Annotated in this window: 21 protein-coding genes; 1 reads left to right on the top strand and 20 read right to left on the bottom strand. The window is 48.3% G+C overall.

Annotated features, from left to right (window positions below; genetic code table 11):
* Nucleotides 1–17 precede the first annotated feature (17 nt).
* The 16 genes from JZY04_RS06835 to JZY04_RS06760 all read right to left on the bottom strand — a co-directional run bounded on the left by JZY04_RS06835 (nucleotide 18) and on the right by JZY04_RS06760 (nucleotide 17,662).
* Nucleotides 18–1,454, bottom strand: a complete 1,437-nt coding sequence (locus tag JZY04_RS06835; RefSeq protein ID WP_122141632.1) for an NADH-quinone oxidoreductase subunit N — start codon at nucleotides 1,452–1,454, stop codon at nucleotides 18–20.
* Nucleotides 1,455–1,461: 7 nt separating this feature from the next.
* Entirely contained in the window at nucleotides 1,462–2,946 is a 1,485-nt protein-coding gene (locus JZY04_RS06830) for a NuoM family protein (RefSeq protein WP_122141633.1), read from the bottom strand.
* A 12-nt stretch (nucleotides 2,947–2,958) separates the two neighbouring features.
* Nucleotides 2,959–4,869, bottom strand: a complete 1,911-nt coding sequence (nuoL, locus tag JZY04_RS06825; protein WP_122141634.1) for an NADH-quinone oxidoreductase subunit L — start codon at nucleotides 4,867–4,869, stop codon at nucleotides 2,959–2,961.
* 56 nt (nucleotides 4,870–4,925) lie between these two features.
* On the bottom strand, nucleotides 4,926–5,234 hold the full coding sequence (nuoK, locus tag JZY04_RS06820; protein WP_005775579.1) for an NADH-quinone oxidoreductase subunit NuoK: 309 nt from the start codon (nucleotides 5,232–5,234) through the stop codon (nucleotides 4,926–4,928).
* A 9-nt stretch (nucleotides 5,235–5,243) separates the two neighbouring features.
* A complete protein-coding gene (locus JZY04_RS06815; RefSeq protein ID WP_005775580.1) occupies nucleotides 5,244–5,756 on the bottom strand; it encodes an NADH-quinone oxidoreductase subunit J in 513 nt (170 codons plus the stop codon).
* A 6-nt stretch (nucleotides 5,757–5,762) separates the two neighbouring features.
* Nucleotides 5,763–6,242, bottom strand: coding sequence for an NADH-quinone oxidoreductase subunit I (locus JZY04_RS06810; RefSeq protein ID WP_005775581.1), 480 nt, complete (start codon nucleotides 6,240–6,242; stop codon nucleotides 5,763–5,765).
* Nucleotides 6,243–6,258: 16 nt separating this feature from the next.
* The gene (gene nuoH, locus JZY04_RS06805) at nucleotides 6,259–7,335 is read right to left on the bottom strand and encodes an NADH-quinone oxidoreductase subunit NuoH (protein WP_122141635.1); all 1,077 of its coding nucleotides are present in this window, start codon (nucleotides 7,333–7,335) and stop codon (nucleotides 6,259–6,261) included.
* A gap of 35 nt (nucleotides 7,336–7,370) precedes the next feature.
* Entirely contained in the window at nucleotides 7,371–8,963 is a 1,593-nt protein-coding gene (locus JZY04_RS06800) for an NADH-quinone oxidoreductase subunit D (protein ID WP_122141636.1), read from the bottom strand.
* 38 nt (nucleotides 8,964–9,001) lie between these two features.
* Nucleotides 9,002–9,592 (bottom strand): NADH-quinone oxidoreductase subunit B, encoded by a 591-nt coding sequence (locus JZY04_RS06795; RefSeq protein WP_032531159.1) that lies wholly within the window; start codon nucleotides 9,590–9,592, stop codon nucleotides 9,002–9,004.
* A complete protein-coding gene (locus JZY04_RS06790) occupies nucleotides 9,583–9,933 on the bottom strand; it encodes an NADH-quinone oxidoreductase subunit A (RefSeq protein ID WP_005775585.1) in 351 nt (116 codons plus the stop codon). The genes JZY04_RS06795 and JZY04_RS06790 overlap by 10 nt, the downstream gene beginning before the upstream one ends.
* Nucleotides 9,934–10,084: 151 nt before the next feature.
* Entirely contained in the window at nucleotides 10,085–10,462 is a 378-nt protein-coding gene (locus tag JZY04_RS06785; RefSeq protein ID WP_005775587.1) for a hypothetical protein, read from the bottom strand.
* Nucleotides 10,463–10,595: 133 nt separating this feature from the next.
* A complete protein-coding gene (locus JZY04_RS06780) occupies nucleotides 10,596–12,047 on the bottom strand; it encodes a TrkH family potassium uptake protein (protein WP_122141637.1) in 1,452 nt (483 codons plus the stop codon).
* Nucleotides 12,048–12,051: 4 nt separating this feature from the next.
* Nucleotides 12,052–13,392 carry a Trk system potassium transporter TrkA gene (trkA, locus tag JZY04_RS06775; RefSeq protein ID WP_122141638.1) on the bottom strand — a complete coding sequence of 447 codons (1,341 nt, stop codon included), beginning with the start codon at nucleotides 13,390–13,392 and terminating at the stop codon, nucleotides 12,052–12,054.
* Between the two features lie 40 nt (nucleotides 13,393–13,432).
* Nucleotides 13,433–15,379, bottom strand: coding sequence for a 1-deoxy-D-xylulose-5-phosphate synthase (dxs, locus tag JZY04_RS06770; RefSeq protein ID WP_122141686.1), 1,947 nt, complete (start codon nucleotides 15,377–15,379; stop codon nucleotides 13,433–13,435).
* Nucleotides 15,380–16,028: 649 nt separating this feature from the next.
* Nucleotides 16,029–17,369, bottom strand: a complete 1,341-nt coding sequence (locus JZY04_RS06765; protein ID WP_122141639.1) for an alpha/beta fold hydrolase — start codon at nucleotides 17,367–17,369, stop codon at nucleotides 16,029–16,031.
* Entirely contained in the window at nucleotides 17,366–17,662 is a 297-nt protein-coding gene (locus JZY04_RS06760; protein ID WP_032531193.1) for a hypothetical protein, read from the bottom strand. Before JZY04_RS06760 ends, JZY04_RS06765 begins: the two co-directional genes overlap by 4 nt.
* Before the next feature lie 204 nt (nucleotides 17,663–17,866).
* Between JZY04_RS06760 and JZY04_RS06755 the strand changes: the two genes are divergently transcribed.
* Entirely contained in the window at nucleotides 17,867–18,514 is a 648-nt protein-coding gene (locus JZY04_RS06755; RefSeq protein WP_032543494.1) for an HAD family hydrolase, read from the top strand.
* A gap of 75 nt (nucleotides 18,515–18,589) precedes the next feature.
* Here the strand turns inward: JZY04_RS06755 and JZY04_RS06750 are convergent, their stop codons facing one another.
* The 4 genes from JZY04_RS06750 to JZY04_RS06735 are packed head-to-tail and all read right to left on the bottom strand — an operon-like array spanning nucleotide 18,590 to nucleotide 25,087.
* Nucleotides 18,590–20,146, bottom strand: coding sequence for a sulfatase (locus JZY04_RS06750; RefSeq protein ID WP_122141640.1), 1,557 nt, complete (start codon nucleotides 20,144–20,146; stop codon nucleotides 18,590–18,592).
* Nucleotides 20,147–20,166: 20 nt separating this feature from the next.
* Nucleotides 20,167–22,245 carry a Sip1-related alpha-galactosidase gene (locus JZY04_RS06745; RefSeq protein ID WP_122141641.1) on the bottom strand — a complete coding sequence of 693 codons (2,079 nt, stop codon included), beginning with the start codon at nucleotides 22,243–22,245 and terminating at the stop codon, nucleotides 20,167–20,169.
* A gap of 8 nt (nucleotides 22,246–22,253) precedes the next feature.
* Nucleotides 22,254–23,636 carry an alpha-L-fucosidase gene (locus tag JZY04_RS06740; protein WP_122141642.1) on the bottom strand — a complete coding sequence of 461 codons (1,383 nt, stop codon included), beginning with the start codon at nucleotides 23,634–23,636 and terminating at the stop codon, nucleotides 22,254–22,256.
* Between the two features lie 5 nt (nucleotides 23,637–23,641).
* Nucleotides 23,642–25,087: a sulfatase gene (locus tag JZY04_RS06735; RefSeq protein WP_122141643.1), complete on the bottom strand. Its 1,446-nt coding sequence runs from the start codon at nucleotides 25,085–25,087 to the stop codon at nucleotides 23,642–23,644.
* Between the last annotated feature and the right edge of the window lie 45 nt (nucleotides 25,088–25,132).

The following is a 25,132-nucleotide window of genomic DNA, read 5'->3' as shown; positions in this document are numbered from 1 at the left end:
TCTGTGGTGAAATATGGTTAGGCAAACTTATCGATTCCCTGATAGATGCAGCTTGCGATACCTAAGGCTATGATGCCCAATGTACAAAGTGCGAGACTTAACTTGGTATAACCGTCACTGCGGAAAGCGGGGATGGGTTCTTCGTTGGGATTGATATACATGGCTTTCACGATCAGCAGGTAGTAGTAGAGTGAAACTACTGTGTTGATCAGGGCAATGAATACCAGTAAATGGAACCCACTGTTGAATGCGGCCATGAAGATGAAGAACTTGGAGAAGAAACCCGCAAACGGAGGGATACCGGCCAGTGAGAACAGGCCAAGTGTCATGATGAAAGCCAGTTTGGGGTTTGTCCGGTACAGTCCGTTATAGTCGTTTATTTCTACCTTGTTGCTACGTTGCTCCACAATCGAGATAACCGCGAATACACCTAAGTTTGCTGCCAGGTAAACCAGTACATAATAAACCAAGGCGGTCATCCCCATCGCACTGCCACCTATGACACCCAGCATGATGTATCCGGCCTGAGAGATGGCTGAGAATGCCATGAAACGTTTCAGGTTCTGCTGGCGGATGGCAAAGAGATTGGCAATGGTGATTGAGGCAATAGTTACCCAGAACAGTACTTCCTGCCATTGTGCCGTCATCGGTGCAAATACTTTCGTCAGGATGGTCATCAGCACGAAAGCTGCCGATCCTTTGGAGATCACACTTAAATAGGAGGTCACGGCCGTAGGTGCACCTTCGTATACGTCGGCGGTCCAGAGATGGAAGGGAACCAGGGAGATCTTGAATCCCATGCCGGCAAAGAAGAACACGAAAGCCATGACCTGAAGCATGTTACCTGTAATGTGCCCGGGCAGGTCATCGAAGTAGAGAGTGCCTGACGTTCCGTAAATCATCGAAAGACCGAACAGCAGCAAGGCACTTGAGAACAGAGCTGTCAGGATATACTTGGCACCTGCTTCTGCGGAGTGGTGGCGGTATTTGTCGAATGCCACCAGTGCGGCCATAGGGATACTCGCCATTTCCAACCCGATGAAGAACATCAGGAAGTGTCCGGCAGAGATCATGAAATACATACCTAACAGGGTGGAGAGTGTCAGGACATAAAACTCTCCCTGCTTGATGCTGGTGTCTTCACGCTTCAGCCACTCGTGGGCCATCAGTATCACGATGAGAGTACCGACGTTGAGCACTGCTTTGATGATGGTTTGCATCGGTGCATACTGATACATTCCGCCGAAAGCCTCCGCCGGAGCTCCGGGGAAGAGGTTGATTACGGTGTGGATGGTCAGCAGGATGACAGCCGGCAAGGTGAGTGACCTGGTAGGTAGTTTGGGAGCCGTGCCTTTATGGTCCGGGCAGGTAAACAGGTCGACCACAAACAGGATGAGGATAACCGCTATCAGCGATAGCTCCTCTTTCATATATAGAAATTGTGAATAATCCATCTTCTTTTTATGGTATTAAGTGTGAAACAACGGGCAATACACTTTCGCCGATCATGTGGCTTACCCAGAAAGGAGCCATACCCAGTCCGGCAACACAAATAATGAGACAGATAACGGCGAAGCGTTCATCCCAGGTTGCGTCTGTCAGTGCCAGGTGATGCTTGTTGGTACAAGTCCCATACAGAATCTTGCCTACCAGCCGGAGGATGTAGACCGCAGTAATGACAATGGATGAACAAGCGATAATGGTCAGCGTGCGGTGGAACACATCGAAGTTCTGGAATGAACCGACAAAGATGGTCATCTCGGCTACGAAGCCGCTGAGTCCCGGAAGTCCCAGGTTGGCAAGTCCGGCAATTACATAGCAGACACTGAGGAACGGCATCACTTTCATCAGTCCGTTCAACTCGCGTACGTCGCGGGTATGTGTACGTCCGTATATCATACCGATGAGGGCGAAGAATAATGCTGTCATTAACCCGTGGCTGAGCATCTGGAGCACTGCACCGGTGGCGGCTGTCTGGTTCATCATCAGGATAGCGAAAAGCACCAGACCACAGTGGCTCACTGACGAGTAGGCATTAATATACTTCAGGTCGGTTTGCACACAAGCGCTGAAGGCACCGTATACAACCGAGATACCTGTCAGGATCAGGAAGATCCAGCTCAGTTCGTTGGCAGCTTCTGGCATCAGGTACATGGCGATGCGGAAACATCCGTAACCTCCCAGTTTCATCAGTACGCCGGCATGCAGCATGGAGACGGCAGTCGGTGCCGAGGCATGACCGTCGGGGCTCCATGTGTGGAAAGGAAAGAGTGCGCCCAGTACGCCGAATCCCAGGAAGGTGAGCGGGAACCAGATGCACTGTTGTGCGAACGGGATGTTGTGCAGCCGGGCTATTTCGAGGATATTCATTGTCGTTCCGCCGGCACCGAAGAAGATGCCCAGAATACCGATCAGCAAGAAAGCCGAACCACCCATCAACATCAGGGTCAGCTTCATGGCTGCGTATTCCTTGCGTCCCGAGCCCCATACGCCGATCAGCAGATACATCGGGATCAACGCGATTTCGTAGAACATGAACATGGTGAACAGATCGATGGAGATGAAGAATCCGAATACTCCCATCGACAGGAGTGTGAACCACAGGAAGTATTCTTTGGTCAGCGGTTGCAGTTTCCAGGAAGCGAAGGTACCGGTGAAAACAATGACGGCACTGAGCAGCAGCATGGCTACCGATATTCCGTCGACTCCTACTGAATAGGATATGTGGAGGGGAGCATACCATACTGTGTCGGCACGGAACAGCATTTCGGCTGTGGCTCCTGCCTGGCGCTCGCCTAAATAAAGGAACGTCAGCACAATACTCAGGATAAGCAACGCTGTACTTCCCGCTACCATCACTCCACGGATGGCTTTAATGCCTTTGGCAAGGTATAACCCGCCAAGCATCAGCAGAGGAATGAGTACGAATAAGGATAAAAAGTTCATATCTTTTGTGCTTTATAAGATTAATATTAAGATCAGTATCAATGCTCCAAGCAAGAATACGTAAGCGTATTGCTGTACACGTCCGCTTTGCAGTCCCCGTATCTCGTCGCTTGTGGCGTGGGTTCCCCAAGCTATGAAGTTGAAGAATCCGTCTACTACATGGCGGTCGAACCAAGCGATCGGCGTAGAGATGCAACGGAAGATGATGCGGTGCGTGATGAACTGATATACTTCGTCGATATAGAAACGGTGGTAGGCTGCCCGGTGCAGTCCGGCGAACCGTTTGGCAAGTTTGTCTGCCAATGGCTGTTGTGGACGCAGGTACATACAAGTGGCCAGAACGATGGAGCCCACGGCAATCACTACGCTGGTGACGGCTACTGAAGTTTCCAGATGAATGGTATACGATTCACCGTTGGCACTGATGAAATGTCCGAAGGGAATGAAACCGGCCACACAAGTGACGGCAGCCAGGAAGATTAACGGAACAGTCATGGTCAGGGGAGACTCGTGTGGAGTGTGTGCGTCACTTGCTCCATTGCTTGCCGACTTTTGTCCGGGCGTTACACCGGCCCAGAAAATGCCGTAGTAGAGACGGAACATATAGAAGGCAGTCATAGCCGCGATGATTGTCATCACCCAACCCATCACAGGGCTGTACTGGAAGCAAGCTGCCAGAATTTCATCTTTAGAGAAGAAACCTGAGAACGGGGGAATACCCGCGATGGCAAGACAGGCTATCAGGAAGGTGATATGCGTAATCGGCATGTACTTGCGGAGTCCGCCCATGGCGGACATCTCGTTGGAATGTACGGCATGAATGATGCTGCCGGCACCCAGGAAGAGCAATGCCTTGAACATGGCATGTGTGAAAAGATGGAACATGCCGGCCATATAGCCCAGTCCTCCGTGATGCGGGTCGGAAGAGGTGCAGACACCTAATGCCACAATCATAAAGCCGATTTGTGAGATGGTGGAAAAAGCAAGTACACGCTTGATATCACTCTGTACGCAAGCCACGCTGGCTGCATAAAATGCAGTGAAAGCGCCCACCCATCCGATCAGGTGCAGTACGTCCGGTGCATATTCGATGAAGAGAGGGAACATGCGTGCCACCAGATAGACACCGGCTACCACCATGGTAGCGGCATGAATCAATGCACTGACAGGAGTCGGACCTTCCATGGCATCCGGTAACCAGATGTGCAGCGGGAACATGGCACTCTTGCCGGCACCGCCGACAAACATCAGTCCGAGGGCCAGAGGTAACATGCTGGCGCCACCGCTCAACATCGAAACTGTGTCGGGAGTGAAGCCGAATGTACCTCCGTAATATCCGTATAGCAGGATACCGATCAGGAATCCCAGGTCGGCGAAGCGGGTTACGATGAACGCCTTTTTGCTGGCGGCAATGGCTGCCGGGCGGGTATAGTAGAAGCCTATCAGCAGGTAAGAAGATACACCTACCAGTTCCCAGAACAAATACATCTGGAAGATATTGGTTGCCACTACCAGTCCGAGCATCGACATGGTGAACAAGGACAGGAATGCGTAGTATCGCTGGAATCCCCGTTCACCTTTCATATAGCCGAAGGAGTAGATATGTACCATCAGGCTGACAGTGGAGATCACGATCAGCATCATTACCGAAATAGGGTCGAGCAGGATGCCCAGATTGAATGTCAGTGTCTCCGTAAACGGAAGCCATTCGAAGTTATAAGGAATGAGCGTGGCGAACGTTCCGTCCGCCAGGCGGGGAGCCGAAAAGTATTGTATGGCCGTGATGTACGAAAGTACGGTCACCGCTGCCAATACCAGCGTGCCAATGGTGCCCGCTGTCCGGTGGCTCATCCACTTGCCTCCTATCCCTGTTGTCAGGAAGGAGAGGAAGGGGAGAAGAAGGATCAGAATTGTATATTCCATAATCTATCTGTTGTTGTATATTATACTATGTTTATACTGCAAGAGGTATGCTCTGCCTACCATTTTAATTCATCGAGATTCTTTACCTGTATACTGCGTATATTGCGGTAAATATTAATCATGATGGCAATGGCGATAGCCGTTTCCGCAGCCGAGATGGCGATGGAGAACAGGGCAAAGAAATATCCTTCCAGCTCTCCGGGGAAAAGGAAACGGTTGAATACGGCAAAGTTGATATCGGTCGCATTCAGCATCAGTTCCACAGAGATCAGGATTGCAAGTGTGTTGCGCCGGGTGAAGAACCCGTATATTCCTGCAAACATCATGATGGTAGAAACCACCAGATAATATTCCATGTGTATCATCATATCTTTCTATCTTTTACGTGCAATTAATAATCCGCCTACGATACAAGCCAGCAACAGTATGCTGACCGCTTCGAAAGGCAATACATATCCATATTTGCCGCTGCTTAGCAGTGCATGCCCGATGGTCTTGATACTGATTTCTACCGGTTCCGGATCGCTTGTCGGTACGAATTTGTGGGTCAGTGTGATAAAGAGCACCAGTGCCGCGCCTACTATGGTCGTGGCGAGTCCCGCCAGGAATTTACTCCGTTTCAGGTGAGCCGCCCGGTCGCCTTCTCCACTCGTCAGCAGGATGGAGAATACATAGAGCACCACAATACCTCCGGCATAGACCATGATCTGTACCGATCCGAGGAAAGTATACCCCAACAGAAAGTAGATGCCTGCTGTGCCGAAAAGCACAAACAGCAGATAGGTGGCCGAACGTACGATGCGTTGTGTAGTCACCGTCAGTATGGACATGGCAATGATGAACACTGCCAGAAAGTAGAATACTACTGTTTCAAGTGTAAGTCCCATATTCTTTTATTCTTTTTTCTTTTCGATTACTTTACTGCCTTCGTGATTGAGCTGCAGGATGAGCTTGCTCCGGTCGAATACGGCATGCTCAAATACCTGGTCGAAGGTGATTGCGTCGTGCGGGCAGGCATTGACACATAGCTGGCAGAAGATACACGAGCCGAGGTCGTACTCATACTTTGCCAGTATTTTCTTCTTTTTACCCTCTTCCGTTTCAACGGTCTCACTGGTCACTTTGATGGTATCATTCGGACATGCCATCTGGCATAGTCCGCAGGCTACGCAGCGATGCTCATTGTTTTCGTTGTGAGGCATGGTCAATGTACCGCGGAAACGGTCGAACATCTTGAGTTCTGCACGGTTTTCCGGGTATTGTTCGGTTACTTTCTTCCGGAAATACACCTTGATGGTGGTTTTCATACCCGTCAGCAGGGAGCCGATGCCTTGCATCAGGCCACCTAAATATGTATATTCTTCATTCTTCATTTTTCAGTCCTCCGGGTTAGAAGTGCAGTCCGAAGACTACGATTAATACCATGATTACCAGATTGACCATCGAAATGGGCACCAGATATTTCCATTCCAGATTCAATATCTGATCAATGCGCAGACGTGGAAAAGTCCACTTGATCCACATCAGCAGGAATACCACGAAGAATGCCTTGCCAAAGAACCAGATGAAGCCCGGGATGTAATCCATTACGGCATTGAATCCGTCCAGACCGACGATATGCAACGGCATCCAGCCTCCGAGGAAGATGGTGGAAGCTACGGCGGCTACGATAAACATATTCAGGTATTCGGCCAGATAGAAGAATCCGAAGTGCATACCCGAATATTCGGTATGGTAGCCCGCTGTCAACTCACTTTCCGCTTCGGGAAGGTCGAACGGGCCGCGGTTACATTCTGCGTTTCCGGCTATCAGGTAGATAATGAAGGCGATCACCGCCGGGATGTGTCCCTTGAATATAAACCATCCGTTGGCCTGGCTCTCTACGATTTCAGAGAACTGCATGGTACCCATCAGTACCACCATCGTCAGGATACTGAGTCCCACGGACAGTTCGTAACTGATGATCTGTGCACCGCTTCGCATGGCACCGATCAGTGAGAACTTGTTGTTCGAGCCCCATCCGGCCAGCAGGATACCTACCACACCGATGCTCGAAGCCGCCAACAGGAAGAATACACCCACGTTGAAGTCCAGCACTTCCAGCCCCTTGCTGATGGGCAGGCAGGAGAAGGTGAGAAACGAAGCGATAATCACCATGAACGGAGCCAGGTTATAAAGGAATTTATCCGAGTGTTTCAGCTCGATGATTTCTTTGGTCATCATCTTAAGCACGTCACAGAGCACCTGGATGCTTCCCCACTTTCCTACACGGTTCGGTCCCAGACGGCACTGGAAGAAACCGCACACCTTACGCTCCATATAAATAAGGAGAATGGCAAGTATGGCGTACAGGGCCACAATGCACACCCCGATTACGACACATTCAATGAATACAGCCAGCCCCTCCGGCATGACGGAGGTCAGAGTCTGGTGTATCCAGCTTGTTATTATACTAAAGTCAAACATATGCTATATTTACGATTAGACGATTTACTATTTACTTATCTGTCGATATCCGGCACCACATAGTCCAGCGTTCCGCCAATGGCGATCAGGTCGGCAATCTTGGCTCCCCGGCAGATGGTATCGACAGCCGAAACCAACGGCAGTCCCGTCGAACGGTAATGCAGGCGGTAGGGGGTCTTGTCTCCGTGGCTCTCGAGGAATACCCCGAATTCACCTCGGCTGCCTTCGACAGCAGTGTAGTAACTTCCCTCCGGCACCCGGATGATAGGTTTCATCTTCTCCTGTATCGGTCCTTCCGGAATGTTGTCTATCAACTGTTCGATGATGTTCAGACTTTCCATAATTTCATCCATACGTACCATGTAGCGGGCAAAAGAGTCACCTTCGGTGTAAACGATCTCTTTAAAATCCACCTTGTCATATACACCATAAGGCATACGTTTGCGCACATCGCATGCCCATCCGCTGGCACGGCCTGTACCACCGGTGCATCCGAAGGAGATAGCATCTTCGCGGCTCAGTACGCCTACACCTTTCAGGCGCTGCCGGGCAATGACGTTGCCGGTAAATACGTCGTGATATTCGTGAATGATACCACGCATGTAGGGGATGAATTTTTTCACTCTCGGGATGAAGTTCGGGTGTAGATCCGCCTGTACCCCACCAATAGTATTATAGTTCATAATCAGACGTCCGCCACAGGTCTCTTCGAACATGTCCAGAATCATCTCACGGTCACGGAAACCGTAGAAGAAAGCGGTCAGTGCTCCCAAGTCCATCGCGAGGCACGAATAGAACAGCAGGTGGGAGTCGATACGCTGAAGTTCGTCCATAATGGTACGGATGTACTTCACACGTTCGCTGACTTCGATTCCCATTGCCTTTTCGATGCACATGCAAAGGGCATGGCGGTTCTGGTGTGCTCCTAAATAATCGAGCCGGTCGGTCAGTGCAAGGGTTTGCGGGTAGGTGAGGCTTTCGTTCATCTTCTCGATTCCCCGGTGGATGTAGCCGCAGTTGGCATCGAGTTTCCTGATGGTTTCGCCTTCAAGCGATACGCGGAAACGCATTACTCCGTGGGTGGCCGGGTGTTGTGGTCCGATATTGACTACATATTCACGGTCATCAAAGATGACATTCTCCTGGGTTTGGTAAGTTCCGTCCGGGTTCAGCCCTATTTCCTGCGTAGTGTCATAGGTCTCTTCATTATCCATACGCAACGGGTTATCCTTTTCCGGATTATTATCTTTACGCATCGGATATCCTACCCAGTCGTTACGCAGATAAAGGCGCCTCATGTCGGGATGTCCGATGAATACAATACCATAATAGTCGAATACTTCACGTTCGTTGAAGTCGGCCGCTTTCCAGATGTCACTGACGGAAGGGATTTCCGGAGTTTCGCGGTTATCTGTGGATGTTTTTACAGCGATGCGTTCGCCGGTTACGGTCGATTCCAGATGGTAGACTACTCCAAGTCCCCGGGTTACGTTCGGTGCGTCGCCTTCCTCTGCCACTCCCCAGTCCATGCCTGTCAGGCTTTCGAGAAAGTCCATCTGCTTTTCGTTACGCAGACGCAGCATCTCGTCGTGTAGTGCTGCGGGTTCTATGTATTTTATTTCTTCCATATTTTAATGATTAATGCGAATCTGTGATGCATCTGGGTTTATTCCTTCTCAGGTTTCTTCTCTTTCCGGTTTACTCCTCCGAAGAATTTTTCTATCTTCACTTTGCGTTGCAGTTGCATCATGCCGTAATAGAATGCTTCGGGACGGGGCGGACATCCGGGAATGTATACATCGACCGGAAGAATCTTGTCTACTCCGTTTACTACATGATAGGACTTGCGGAACGGACCGCCGCTCACTGCACATCCTCCTACGGCAATCACATATTTGGGATCTGCCATCTGATCATATAGACGCTTCAGCACCGGGGCCATTTTATTGGTGATGGTTCCGCATACCATAATCATGTCGGCCTGTCGCGGGCTGGCACGGGCTACTTCAAACCCGAAACGGGCCATGTCATAACGCGCGGCACCCAGTGCCATGAATTCGATACCGCAACAGCTGGTTGCGAAAGTAAGCGGCCACAGCGAGTTGCTGCGTCCCCAGTTGATAAGATCGTCAAGCACTCCCACGAAGACGTTGGCTCCGCCTTCATTGAGTTCTTTGACCATCTTTTCCAACGATTCGTTGTCGATGAAGTCTTCATAAGGGATAGACTTTATTTTGGGCTTTTTCATTATTTCCATTCCAGTGCTCCTTTCTTCCAGGCATAGGCAAGGCCCAGAACCAACACAACTAAAAAGAAGAGAATACTAATTAATCCTTGGGGTCCCAGATCGCGGGCAATCACTGCCCAGGGAAACAGGAATACCGTTTCGACGTCGAACATCAGAAACAGGATAGCAAACAGGTAGTAACCTACGCGGAACTGCATCCATGATTTACCGCGTGTAGGGATACCACATTCATACGCTTCGAACTTTTGCGCATTATACGATCGTGGTGAGATAGCGTTTGAAAGGGCTATCACCACACCGACAAAGGCAATTGCGGTCAGCAGAACGACAACTAACAATGTAAAATTCATAATCCAATAGTATGTTTAGATTGAATAATCTGAAAGATGCAATAAATCGTCACACCTCTGAGTGACAACTGATTGAAAAAAGGGTTGATAGCTACAGGACATAAGTGAATCTGTTCACAAATGACATCGCTGTTCGTAGCTTGTAGCTTTCCTAAATAATGATTTTCCTTAATCCGTAGACATAGTAGGTCAGTGGATCCGATGGATTGTATGTATGTGAATAGATTGAATGATCTGATAAGGGATTATTTCTCATTCTGTATTTATGGAAGACCGTTTCGGGACGGATAAAGCTTTTATCCGTTGGTACATGAGAAATATCTGCATGACCCATTTCGCAGGGCATGATGGTACAATAAAAATGGAATCGCTCCAGAATGTTCCGGTTTGCAGGAGCGGCTTGTGAAATAAAACATTCGTCCTGATCCGGATCTTCTATTATATAAGAGGTATTTGCCGCCTTCATCGTTACCGAATGAAGCAGCACGGCAAGCGCTATCAGTATATAATATTTTAAACTTTGTTTCATTTCTATTCCTTAAACGGTTGCAAATATAGAATTTAATTTCATCTCTTTTGCAAACTCCATGTGACAAAAAAGGTTTTTTAATAAATCATATATTGTTCTATATTATACAACAAATGAGGTTATCCTCTTGTTTCTAATTCCTTTTCCAAAAATCTGAACTGAATAAAAGCAGTACGGTAAACAGCTCGAGACGTCCCAGCAACATGAGGAATGACAACAACCATTTTGCCAGTTCGGGAAGTCCGTTCCATGAATAAGCGGGGCCGCAGCTACCCAGTCCGGGGCCCATATTGCCGATACTTGAGATCACCGTACCGATGGATTCGGTAAAGCCTACTCCCATTGCCATCATTAATAGTACACTGATGATGATGATAACGGCATATAGAAACGAGAAGGCCAGTACCGTCGAGAGTATGGAAGGGGAGATGACCTGTTTGTTCACCCGGACCGGGAGCACTGCATTCGGATGTACGATGTGTTTAAACTCATTCCGTGATACCTTGGTGAGAATCACCATCCGGATGCATTTCATACCACCTGTGGTACTTCCGGCACAGGCACCTATCAGCATAATGACAGTCAGGGTTCCCCAGAGTACAGGTACCCATTGCATATAGTCGGCCGTTACAAATCCGGTGGAAGTATGGAGCGAAGCTACCTGGAAGAAAGCTTTACGGAATGATTCTTCTGCGCCCATTGAAGTAGTACGGTAAAGTACCGCTGCGATGAATCCGGTAAAGATAATCACTGACATGACGTACCATTTCAGCTCAGCATTCTGGGATACCTTCTTCAACTTGCCGGTAAATAATAATAGAAGCAGCGTAAAGTTGATTCCGGACAGGAACATAAAAATGCCTATTACATATTCTATATAAGGTGAGTTGTAGTAAGCTATGCTGTCTTGTTTAGTGGAATAGCCTCCTGTACCTGTGGTGGCGAACGAATGGCAGATACTGTCAAACAATCCCATACCGCCGAATAACAATAGAATCACTTCGATGGCTGTCAGTCCGGCATAAATCGTCCATATCCATTTGGCTGTCACGCCGATGCGGGGGTGCACTTTATCGTAAGTCGGTCCGCTGGCTTCGGCTGCGAAAAGCTGTACACCGCTCACTCCGAAAATGGGCAGTACGGCAATGGTAAAAAAGACAATACCCAGTCCGCCTATCCATTGTGTCATGCTCCGCCAGAAAAGGAGTCCGTGGGGCAGTGCCTCTATGTCGTCAAGAATGGTGGCTCCGGTACTGCTGAATCCTGACATTGTCTCAAAGAAGGCATTGGTAATGCTTGGTATGTAATGGCTAAGGTAGAACGGGAGCATTCCGAAGAGGGAGAATGCGACCCATGCCACACTGACAATGACATATCCGTCGCGTCGGTTGAGTTGTTTTTCAGCTCCTTTTCCGACGGCAAGCAGGAGGATACCGACCAGAGTGGTCAATCCTGCCGACAATAGGAAACTGTTCAGGTCGTCTTCACCGTAAATCAGCGAAACGCCCGCACAGCAGAGTAACAGGCCGGTCTCTATCAGCAAGAGAAAACCTGTAATGCGGTATATCATTTTGGAGTTTATCATACCATCAATTAAAGTACTTTTCTATCTTCTTGATCATCATGTTCAGGCAGAATACGACGACGTGGTCGCCTGCCTGGATAAGGGTGTCGCCCGTAACCAATACACCTTCACCATTGCGGATCAGGCCGCCGATGGTAGTCCCCTTGGGCAGTCCCAGGTCTTTCACTTTGTTTTTGGTGATTTTTGCGTTTTCGGGTACAGTGAATTCCGCTACGTCCGCATTGGCAAAGGTCAGGCATTTCACGTTCGACACGTCCGCATCCAGCATCATCTGGTAGATGTGGCTGGCAGCAATCATTTTCTTGTTGATTACCGTACCGATATCCAGACTTTCGGCCATACCGATGTAGTCGATATTTTCGACTTCGGCCACAGTTTTGCTCACTCCCATGCGTTTGGCGGCAAGGCAGGCCAGGATGTTTGTTTCCGAGTTGCCGGTCAAGGCTACGAAAGCTTCCGTATTCTTTAGCCCTTCTTCAATGAGCAAGTCCATGTCCCGTCCGTCTCCGTTGATGATCATTGTCTTGTCATCCAGTAATTCCGTCAGGCGATTGCAACGGTTAATATCATTATCTACGATTTTCACTTGCATGTAATCCGGTACATACTGCGCCGTACGGACGGCAATGCGGCTGCCACCCATGATCATGACGTTGCGTACATCGGCATATTCTTCCTTTCCGGCTATTTTTCGGATGTAAGGGATGTATTTCCGGGTTGTGGTGAAGTAAACGATATCGTGTAACTTGATGGTATCGTCTCCCCGGGGAATGATGGTTTCAGTACCTCGTTTGATGGCTACCACGTGGTAGGGGATGTCCGGTGCACCCAGCTCGGCCAGTGTAACGTCCAGTATCTCCGCTTTTTCACGCATCTTTGTACCGATCAGGATCAGTGAGCCTCCGCAGAATTCCCACCATTGGCGTACCCAGCTCATGCGCATGGACGATACGATCTCCTTGGCAGCCAGCATCTCCGGGTAAATCAGTGAGTCGACGCCCAATTTCTGGAAAAACTCTTTGTTCTTCGGCAACAAGTACTCGTAGTTGTCGATGCGGGCTACTGTCTTTTCGGCTCCCAGATTGGTGGCAAGCATACATGCTGTCATGTTCCGGCTCTCGTCGGGGGTGACGGCGATAAAGAGATCTGCCTCTTTGATGCCTACCTCTTTCAGTCCGGAGATGGATGAAGGAGAGGCCGTGACAGTCATCAGGTCAAAGTTCGAACTGAGTGTGCTTAGTTTTTCTTCGTCGTCATCCATCAGGATAATATCCTGTTTCTCGCGTGAGAGTAATTTAGCCAAGTGTGTGCCTACAGCTCCGGCACCAGCAATAATTATCTTCATTTTGATTGCAAATTGCGGTTCTATTGCGTATTCTCGGAGATTAAGAATGGGCAGTCATGCAACTTTCCACAGGAGCGTCCATTCGTAATTCGTTTTTAGTAATTGCCTTGTAAATGCCTTCTTCATCCATCCCGCACAAGTGATAGAGTTGCTGTACCGATCCGTGTTCAATAAACTTGTCCGGTACACCGATACGCCTGATTTCGGGATAATATCCGTTGTCGGCCATGAACTCCAGTACGGCACATCCCATACCGCCTTTTATAATGCCGTCTTCCACTGTTATGACGTGGCGGAACTTTTTACCTACTTCGTGCAGTAGCTCTTCATCGAGCGGCTTAAGGAAACGCAGGTCATAATGTGCCACAGAAATACCTGTTTCGGCTTCGGCACGTTCAATGGCACGGGCAGCCAACTTGCCGATAGGACCAATCGTGATTACCGCCAGATCATCTCCGTCCTTCAGTTTGCGTCCTTTTCCTACGGGAATCTCTTCCAGCGGGCATTCCCAATCTACGAGTGAACCCCGTCCACGAGGGTAGCGGATGGCGAAAGGTCCTTTGTCGGGCAATTGGGCGGTATACATCAGGCGGCGTAACTCGTGCTCGTCCATTGGTGACGAGATGGTCAGGTTGGGTATAGGGCGCAGATAGGCCATATCGAACACACCGTGATGTGTCGGTCCGTCTTCACCTACCAGTCCGGCGCGGTCGAGGCAGAACACTACGTTCAGTTTTTGTATCGCTACGTCGTGAATGATATTATCGTATGCCCGTTGCATGAACGATGAATAGATGTTGCAGAAAGGTAACAGGCCGTCTTTGGCCATACCTCCTGAGAAAGTTACGGCATGTCCTTCGGCGATGCCTACGTCGAAAGCGCGGTCCGGCATGCGGTCCATCAGTATGTTCATTGAGCAACCGCTTGGCATGGCGGGAGTGACCCCCATAATCAGTTTATTCTTTTCTGCAAGTTCCGCCAGTGTATGACCGAACACATCCTGGAAAAGCGGTGGCATTCCGTCCGTATTGGCTACAATCCGTTTTCCCGTTACAGGGTCAAATTTACCCGGAGCATGCCATATGGTAGCCTGTCTCTCTGCCGGGCCGAACCCTTTTCCTTTGATGGTGTGTAGATGCAGGATTTTGGGTCCCTGCATATCTTTGATGTCATGCAGGATGCGGGCTATGTTCTTTACGTCGTGCCCGTCGATAGGGCCGAAGTAACGGATATTCATTCCCTCGAAAATGTTCTGTTGCTGGGCTGCCAGTGACTTCAGGCTGTTGCCCAGCCGTATCAGGGCTTTCCGTCGCTCTTCGTTGAGCAGACCCATTTTAAACAACAACCGTGATGTCTTGAAACGCAACTGATTGTAGCGGTTCGAGGTAGTGAGGTTAAATAAGTATTGTTTCATGCCACCTACACTGCGGTCGATGGCCATATCGTTATCGTTGAGTATAATCAGCAGATTGTTTGCGGTAGACGAAGCATTGTTCAGACCCTCGAAAGCCAGTCCGCCGCTCATGGATCCGTCGCCGATTACCGCTACTACATGGCGGTCCCGTTCTCCCTTTCGTTCAGCTGCCACTGCCATGCCGAGCGCTGCCGAGATGGAGTTGGAGGCATGTCCGCAAGTGAATGTATCATATTCGCTTTCTTCGGGTGAGGGAAAAGGGCGGATTCCGCCCAGTTTACGGTTGGTAGAGAAGGCTTCCCGTCGTCCGGTCAGTATTTTATGTCCATAAGCCTGATGGCCTACATCCCATACAATACGGTCGTAAGGAGTATTGTACACATAATGCAGTGCTACGGTCAGTTCCACTACACCGAGACTGGCCGCGAAGTGTCCCGGGTTGCACGATAGTTCCTTGATGATGTCTTGCCTCAATTCATCGCATACCTCCGGCAGCTGATCTACACTGAGTTGGCGCAGGTCTTCGGGGTAATTGATAGTGTTTAGCAAGCTATATGTTGGTTCATTCTTCATGATTCGGGCAAATTTAAATGCAAATTTAGTAAAAGAAAGCGGAAGGAGCATCTTTTTGATTGGAAATTTAATGGGTAAGGGCGGAAAGAGAGGCGGACCGATAAACTTGCGGATGGTGGGATGGCTTATAATGTGGTATCCTCTTTCGTTAACATTGTTAATGCCATTTCAAAAATGTTTTCTTCCTGTTTGCATAGAACAAGTGTTTTGCATTTAAAAGGCTTGTTCTTTGCAGACAAAAGACTTGTTTTAACATAATGTTAAATCAAACCTTTTGCTTACTAAAGAATGAAGGTCTTGAAATTGTTGATATCGAGAGGGATAATACGTTCCTTCGTTTTTCTGTACTCTAATTTATCCGCTTGAAATTATAGACGATACTTGCAAAGTCACAATGATATTAAGGCTCTGCTAACGGACACCGGTTTTGTGTTGCAATGTTGCACCGGGGACTCTGAAGCCGGTTTAAAATGATTGGAGGGTTGTCCTGCAAGGATGAGGTATAGAGGTACTTATACGGATAAACGAAATATCCTTGTTTCTACTATCATCTGTTTCTGAAAGAATGGTGAGATGATTATTCATTCCCCTATCCCTGATTAGCCACTGTATGTGCGTGACATGCGGGTGATACAGAGGAATCCGGTAACTATCGTTTTTGGGGGTGGTTGATGAAAGCTGCGATGTCATCCATTACATAAGCGGGAATAGGGGCGGGACGGCTGTATTCAAGGGGGACTGACTGACCTTCTCCTTCCTGGAATAAATGATTGAGTCGGGGATAGGTTTTAAACATTGCCTTGGGATTCGCTGCCAGAGCGGTGTGCCATAAATCGAAATCTTGCATGGTGACCTGGTAATCACGTTCGCCTTGAAGGACGAGTATGGGGAGAGCCAGTTTGCGAACTACTTCCAAAGGTTTATATTGATTGGCAAATGCCCAGTAAGCGTGTGGAAGATTCATGGGTAAAGGAATGGTGATATCGAACGTATCTGTATCCAGCTTTTTCACATTGTCCACTTGTTTTTGTAACTGAGCTATGTCTTTTTGAATATCGTTTGTGGATGGGAGTGCAGAGGCGAGATATTTTACTTGACTTATGAACAGATCTTCAAGCGGACGGGCGGCGCCTGCGAGTAAAATAATTCCTGCCGGAGTTTTATCGCTACATTGGGCGATGCGGGGAGCCAGAGTTCCCCCCAGACTATGTCCGAGGATGTAAATTCGTCCGGGATCTATAGTCGGTATTGATTCGGCAAGCTTTACTGCCGAAAGGGCGTCATCTACCGATTCTTCATCGAAAGTAATTTCTTTGCCCGCAGGCGCGCTATCGGCTCCATACACTTTGGTGCGCTTATCGTAACGGATCACGGCTATTCCGCGCTCGGCCAATCCGTACGCTAAGTCCCGGAAAGGTTTGTTGACTCCTACCGTTTCGTCGCGGTCGTTGGGACCCGAGCCATGTACTAAAATGACTACCGGCAGGTTTTTGCCGTTTTTAGGAAGAGTCAGTGTGCCGGGAAGCTTAAAGCTTCCCGTACAAACTTGTATGTCTGTTTCTTTTATTTTATCTTGTACCGATGCTGTCGGGGGAGTGGCATTTGTAGCCGGAACAGGTACGAAACGAATGGTATTCACCTTTCCATCCGGATTGAATGCTGTGAGAAAACGTAGTGGAATACGTTCGAATTTGGCATCGCAGTAATAAATCGTCATACCGTTTATTTGTTCGGTTTTCCACTCTCCGTGCGACTGGTACTTACCGACTTGTTGTTCCAATTGCTTGAACAGTCCGTTCAGCATTTCAACGGAAAGCACTTTCCGGGCGTTATCGTCCAGATGCACATAGACACTGTCTCCTTTACCTGCAATCAGCCGGTCGAGCAGTTCGGATGCCTGTTGCATACGATCCTGTGCTTGCAATACAGGGGTTGCCGCCAGCAGTAACCATAACAGGCACATCCCTTTGAATAGATTGTTTTTTATCATAACTTGTTTATTAAGAAATCTCCGATAAAAAATAGAGTTCCGAAGAAAAAGATTCCGTAAATCAGCAAGGAGACAGAAGTCAGCCAACGGGGTTGTTTCCGCTCTCCGGCGGCACGGATACGTGCGAACGTACTGAACAAACATTCGGCGGCGGCAAACAGAACTATCAAATAGATGATCAGGTCGGTCCATGATTGCAGCCAGAGATCTTTGAGGTTACCTATCAGGCATACCAGTATCACGATGACTACAAAATATGAAATACGCATTAAGTCAGTTTTCTTTGATCCCATAGGCATCTCCTTTCCTTTTTTAAGTTCATATTCTTCCCTTTGGGTTGCTATTTCACAAACTTAAAATATTTTCTTTGAAAAAGAAGTTTTCCGAACTGATTCTGCCTTTTCATTAACAATTATTATAAAGCTAACCGGTAGAATCGCTGTTAAGTTACCGCTGAATTATCCGTATCTTTGTCGTAAACATAGAGATATAAAGAGATGAAAAAACTGATAATATTCGATTTGGATGGTACTTTATTGAATACCATCGCCGATCTGGCACATAGTACGAATCATGCTTTGCAAGTTTTGGGATACCCTACTCACGAAGTTACTTCCTATAACTTTATGGTGGGCAACGGTATCAATAAGTTGTTTGAGCGTGCATTGCCCGAAGGAGAGAAGACGGAAGAGAATGTGCTCCGTGTCCGTAAAGAATTTCTTTTGCACTACGATCGGCATAATGCTGACGAGAGTCGTCCTTACCCGGGAATTCCGGAATTACTGGAAGCATTGCAGAATAAAGGTCACAAATTGGCCGTGGCTTCCAACAAATATCAGGCAGCCACCGAGAAACTGATTGCACATTATTTCCCCGGGATACGGTTCGTTGCCGTATTTGGCCAGCGTGAAGGTGTGAAGGTAAAGCCGGATCCCACTGTGGTATATGATATCCTGCAGATAGCCGATGTGCCGAAAGAAGAAGTATTGTATATCGGCGATTCGGGAGTAGATATGCAGACGGCTATCAATAGCGGGGTTACTTCCTGTGGAGTCACGTGGGGATTCCGCCCCCGTACGGAGCTTGAATCGTTCTGTCCTGATTTTATAGTGGATAAGGCGGAAGCTGTTTTGTCTATTGTTTAATAAGTAAAGAGGAAAACTGAAGGTTCTACGGGGCTTCAGTTTTCCTCTTTTATAAAGTTGCGTCTATTCGCGCGGTTATTTGATTTCGTCCGGCCAGGGGCATGGTTTTCCGGTGGCTTTGAACGATGGGCGTTGTCCGCCGACTTTACGCAGATAGTTACCCAGATCTTTTGACAGGTGTTTTACGATATCCGGATGCTGGGCTGCCAGATTATTCTTTTCACCTATATCTTGCGGAATGTTGAACAGCTCTTTCTTGCCGCTGTCATAATAATAAATCAACTTCCAGTCTCCTTTACGTACCGTACAAGTCGGGCCTATACCCGGACCGTCGTTACCCCAATGGTTCGGGAAGTTCCAGTACAGGCTGCGTCCTTTCGAAGGGTCGCCTGTCTGCTTTAATAGCGGGATAAAGCTGATACCATCAATCGGCTGAACAGTTTTGTAATGCTTCACTTGTGCCATCTCAAGAATGGAAGGATAGAAATCCTCGATAATCAGATACTTGTCACATTTGGTATCCGGTTTCACTACACCGGGCCAACGTACGATCATCGGTTCGCGCACACCGCCTTCGTAAGCAGAACCTTTGCCGCTGTTGAGTGGAGAGTTTTGCGTATGTAATTTGCCGTCACGCCATCCCGGTTCACTGGACAATCCTCCGTTGTCACTCATAAAGATGACGATGGTATTGTCTGCTTCTCCGTTTTTATCCAACCAGTCCATCAGGTCGCCTAAACTCTTGTCCATACCCTCAATCAGGGCGGCGTAAGCGGCTTCTTTAGGAGTCAGTCCTTTGTCGATGTACTTTTGGTAGAAACGTTTGTCTTTATCGATGGGAACATGAATGGCGTAGTGTGCCATGTAAAGGAAGAAAGGCTGATTGTACTCTTTGGCGTGGTTCAGTGCTTTTATGGCTTCCAGAGTCAGTGCTTCACTTACAAAAGTGTCTGTTCCCCAGTATTTATCCAGTCCCGGAACGGCAAACCAAGGATTCGGCTTTCCGTCCGTCCGGTTTCCGTAATTGTTTTCACCCAGATAACTGGCCAGTCCTCCTCCTGCATGTCCTGCAATGTTCACTTCAAATCCCATGTGATAAGGGCTCTCTCCCGGAGTATTCACTGCGCCGAAGTGTGCTTTTCCGCAATGAATCGTGTGGTAGCCATTGTCCTTCAGAATTTCTGCCAACGAGGTCGCCTGGAAAGTATGGTCGATGTTGGGGGCCTGACAAACACCGTTAACGTTCCAGTCCGCTACGTTGAATACATCGCTCGGACGGTCTGTTTGCTGGCCTTTGGGGTAGGTCCAGTTTGTCACCCGGTGACGGGCGGCATTCGTTCCCGTAATCAGGCTGCAGCGGGTAGGCGAACTGATACTGCTGGCATAGGCCTGCGTGAACATTACGCCTTGTTTGGCAAGACGTTCCATGTTAGGGGTTTCGTACACTTCATTATAGTGCGTTTTTTGTGTCCAGAAAGGTAGCGAGGTATCCTGCCACCCCATGTCATCCACCATGAAAAGGATGATGTTGGGACGTGTGTCCGTGCGTCCGTCGGACTGTTGGCTCTGTGCTTGCAGAGCTGGGGCAGCCAATGGAGCCAGTGCGAGGGGAATGATTAGTTTCTTATTCATCGTGATATATATTTAGAGTATTACTTTTTGAGGGTTATTTCTCCGGGAGTTTTGATTCGGATACTTCTTAGTTCCTGTCCTCCGGAAGTCTCTGCCCATACTTTTAAGGTTCCGGGGCAAAGTACATTGAGGGTCAGTTGGTCCGGTGTGGAGGAGAGGATCTCTACGGTTGCAGGAGACAGATACTTCTCTTGTATGCCGATTACGGCCCAACCGTTGCGGATGGGGCATAAATGGAACAGCTCGTCTGTAAATCCCTCAAGTTTCACGGGATATGCCGAAGTCAGTTCGGTGGCTGTCCGGGCCTTCCAGTCGAATAGGAGTATCCGTCCGTAGGAGGTCATGTCCGGTTTTCCGGTAAGGGTTTCTCGTAACAGATAATCTTCTTTGACAATTCCGGCTGTCACTTCCCGGTATTTGGGAGAAGTGTTCAGATTGTAGCAGATGATGCTTACTGCTTCATCTCCCGTGGGAGCAAATACCCGATATGCCTTTCCATCCTGTAACGGGTTGGTAAGGATTGATTCGGGAGTCGGTATGGCAGGTGCTGCCGGACGGAATATCTTTCCGTTGTTATCAATCAGTGGGAAGATGTTTTCACTGACAAATTCTTTCGGTGAATCCGAAAGATAAACCGGTCCGCCGGAGATGGCTTTCGATCGTGCCATCAGGCTGCCGCAGATCGTGTCGCTGGAATGAAACATGTCATGGTCCGGCCACACTGTCTGTCCTTGCAACAGGGTATTGGTGTACGATTGGAAAAGATGGGATTTAGCCATGTCTTCATCATACTTTTTGTAATCGATGCTGACGCGGGTTACTCCGCTATACAATGTATGGTCAGTATTGAGAGTGTTTTGTGCCATGCAGTTCATCAGCCCTACCTGTTGGTCGTGTGTCTGCTTTTCCAGTGCCAGATTGCATTCTTTAGCCTGCCGGACAACTTCTGTCCCACCCATATAGAGGGGTAAGGTGAACGCCTGATTGTCTATTTTGAGAAAATCGAATCCGTTGTTCTTTAGCGAACGTACGTAGTACCGGTAAAAATTATCGATGTTCCGGGGGCTTTTGCCGGGTAACAGGCTCCCGTTGAACGTGTAGAGGCTTTGCTTTATATCTGCCGGGAAGTCATTGTCGGAAGATATTCCTGCCCAGTATCCTGAAAGGGCGTACCATAATCCCATCCAGCGGATTCTGTCTTTGTTCTTGCGAGCCATGATTTTATTCCATCCGTTAGGGAAACGCTTCGGATCGGGAACAAAGCTCATCAGTTGGCGTTGTCTGTTGGCTATGTGCCCGTCATCGATCAGCACATAGCGTACGGGGATGCCGGACGCTTCGATGGCATCGAGATCATTCAGTATTTTAGTTTCGTCAATATCGTAGTGATAATGTTCCCACGTACACCATCCGAGGTAATTCAGTGCTTCGAAATACTCTTTGTCCGTACGCTTTTGCAGTGCGGAAGTTTTATGGTCTGCTATCAGTGTTTCGTAAGCCTGACGGAGTACCTGATAAATGCTGCCGGCATTTTGAGTTAATGCTACCGGCACTTTACCCGAGAGGCGGTCGCATCCGAGTGTGGATACATAGAGGTTCAGGGAACCGTCTTTGTTTATCTGGAACCAACTGAGACTATTATCTCCGGACAGAGCTTTTACGAAGAGGTAATTGCCATCGGCGAGTTGTAGTAACAATGCGTCTCCTAAAGTGGAAGGACGTGCATTTGAAGGAATACCGGGGTAGTTTTCCTGTGTAAGGTCTTTCAACCGACCGAACATCCAGGGCAAGAGCCGGTTGGTGTTATTAGGCCACTCGAAGTCGCCGGGACGGGAGTCTCTGCTGAAAAATGCACCTCGTACATAAGCAGGCAGCTGAATGTTGTAGCAAAGAGTAGATTGATTGTCGGGAACTGTTTCTGTGTACATGATCGGCGCAGATGTCCCGTCAATCCGGAGAGGTTCCGGAATCTGACAGGCATTTACATCTTTGAATGATTTCCCTTTTTCATAGATAAACGTGCTTTGTGCGAGTATGGTCGTTCCGGAGAAGACCATACCCGCTAAAGCAAGCAAACTCATGATGAAATGTTTCTTCATTCTTGTGGTTAATTTACGGAGAAAGCACTGAAGTTTGTAATATCGGGCAGGGCAATGGATTGCAGCACTGTCAGCCGTAATGCCGTTGCTTCAATGGGATCGAATTTCTCGATCCGCTTGTACCCTACGGATTCTCCGGTACATACTGTTTTCCATTTCCCGTCTACTTTAGCTTCGATTTTATATTGGCGGATGCGTTCTCCGTTTTTTATGTTTTCCTGAATAATGCAGTAATTGACCGGTTGCTTGGATTTCAGGTTCAGAGTCAAGCTCTTCTTTTGTCCTGAAGTCTGTGCCAGAGGTGAAGTAAAACGGCGGTTGATTTCTTCGCCCCACTCTTTGAGGCGTTGTTCGTCACCTGCGGGAATCAGGCCGGTCGGATCGGGAGTCAGTCCGACAATCAGGGTCGCATTACGTCCGACGGACTTCTCGTACATATTCATCAACACATCCAGCGAATAAATGTTATTTTCGTCATCCGGTTCCCAGAACCATTCATGACGTCCGTTAGCTCCTCGCAGGGGAGTATCGGCCATGGCGGGTACCCAATATTTTCCGTCTTTGTCGCCATGCTTCAGCAACTCAAGTTGGTTGACATTGCTTTCTATCCTTTTGTGATGTGAGCAGGGAGCCGGGAAGGTAGACCAACAAGGATATCCCACTGTCCCCGATTCAGAACCTCCCCAACGGAAGTCAGCACGGTCTATGTTATGGTAAAAGAGGCAATTGGGCTGATATTTATTGACTATCGGCTCTACATCCGGACCGTCTCCCCGGGGATCATCTGCTCCACCGTCAAACCAGATCATATAAAGGTCACCGTATCGGGTGCAAAGTTCTGTCACCATCTTTTCGCACAAGCGTTTGTACCAGGCCTGGCGGTTATGGGCGAATTCACCTTCTCCTTCGGCTTTAAAGTTATGAATACCCAGCAGAGAGTTCCAACGGATACCGATATAAATTCCGGGTTGTAATCCATATTTGCGGCAGGAGTTTACGAAATCACGGACAATGTCTCCTTTTCCGTCTCTCCATTTCACAGCTTTGAGGCAATATGGGTTTACGTCACTTTGCCATAGCCCGAAACCGGTTTCGTGGGTTGCGGTAAGTACGGCAAATTTGCATCCGGCGGCTTTGGCTGCTTGTACCCACTGGTCAGTGTTCAATTCGGTCGGGTTAAAGATGTTGTAGTCTTCTATCGGGTTGATACGGTTGTTGCCTTGTCCATAACGTATTCCGTCGAATACATGAAGGTCATAGTGGAACACAGCTCCCATTTCAGCCTCGTGCCATTTCATTTGAAGAGGTTTGGGCACGGGAATGTTACTTTGTTGAGCCACACAATAGGTAGAAAAAAAGAGTAAGAGTAGGGTGTAATTAAGTTTGTTCATGGTGGTTAAGGGGTTATATAATTTGCAAATGGATCATTGGTTTGGGCAAGCCATGCTTGCAACTGCCGGCTGAATTTCCGTATCAGTTCGGGTTGTTGGTTGGCTATGTTGTCCATTTCATACGGATCGTTGTTACGGTCGAAAAGGATCACTTTATCGATTTTACCATCGGTGGCATGAACCACGTAAGTATATCGGTCGGTACGTAGCCCGCGGTAGCCGGTTGCGTGATTGTCATATTTCACGAAGTAGTAAGGCTGGACAATCTCTTTCGGTTCTCCGGTTATTATTGCGTTGCCCAAATCAAATGTCTGTACGGTAGAGGGTATTTCTTTTTGAAATCCCATCATAGAAAGTAGAGAAGGGTATAGGTCGGCAAAGGCAATCATCAGTTTATCATCCCGGCGGGGTTTGATTTGATCCGACCAGGAGATGATCATCGGAATGCGCATTGATTCTTCGTAGAAAATATCTTTTCCGGCATTTTCGTGAGCACCCATGCAGATGCCATGGTCGGAAGTGAAGACCACGATGGTATTATCGAACAGATGATTTTGTTTCAATGCTTCGATAATGCGTCCTACATTTTCGTCTACCCCTGTGATGCAGGCATAGTAATTGCGGATGTTGTTACGGAAGTAGTCTCCCATTTCCGTGCCTTTTGCCGGAATATCCGGACGGTCTTTGCAGAGAGCTTCTACATCCAGATTTTTATATATCTCTTTGTATCGGTCCGGTACCAGTTCGTATCCCGTGTGGGGCGGATTCATTGATACAACCAGTGCAAACGGCTGTTTCTTGTTCTTTTGTTCGTTGATGTACTCGATGGCTTTATCTGCTTCATATTCCGGTCCCCATTGGTTGACGTAGTAGAAGCTGTCCCGTGGAGCAGTTGTATTCCAGTACATGGGTTTAAGGTGATAGTCGTACGTTCCGTATGCTATCCAATGTTCAAAACCGTGGCGACGTTCGGGCGGACACCATTCATTCCATGCCACTTTTCCGCGGTTGTTGTAAGTGTCTACGTAGGGTTTGTAAGGGGCGTCCAGGTGCCACTTTCCGATATATCCGGTGTTGTATCCCTGATCTTTAAGTACATCACTCCAGCACCTGGCGTCTTGTGGGAGTTCCACTCCGTACGGGGCTGTGGCAGAATTACAGTTACCGGTTACCTTGCTGGAGATGGGGTACATACCGGTCATCAACATTCCTCTCGCAGGCGATGACACCGGATAGCTACTGACAGCATTGGTGAAATTGATACCTTCGGCAGCAAGTTGGTCTAAACTGGGGGTTTGTACAGGCTCTTTGCCTATGCATCCCATTGCGTCTCCTCGATATTGATCGGCCATAATGAAGACCAGATTGGGGGGAGTTTGCTTTTCCTGTGCCTGTAGTCCTGTGGCCAAGATAGGCAAGGTAAGCAGTGTTTGAGGGATAATCTTTTTCATAATGCTGTAAAGTTACATCTTTTCTATAAAAATACAATTTTTGGT

The sequence above is a fragment of the Bacteroides sp. 11BF genome (assembly GCF_019633765.1).
GTDB lineage: Bacteria > Bacteroidota > Bacteroidia > Bacteroidales > Bacteroidaceae > Bacteroides > Bacteroides hominis.
This window is presented reverse-complemented; position numbering and strand designations above follow the sequence as displayed.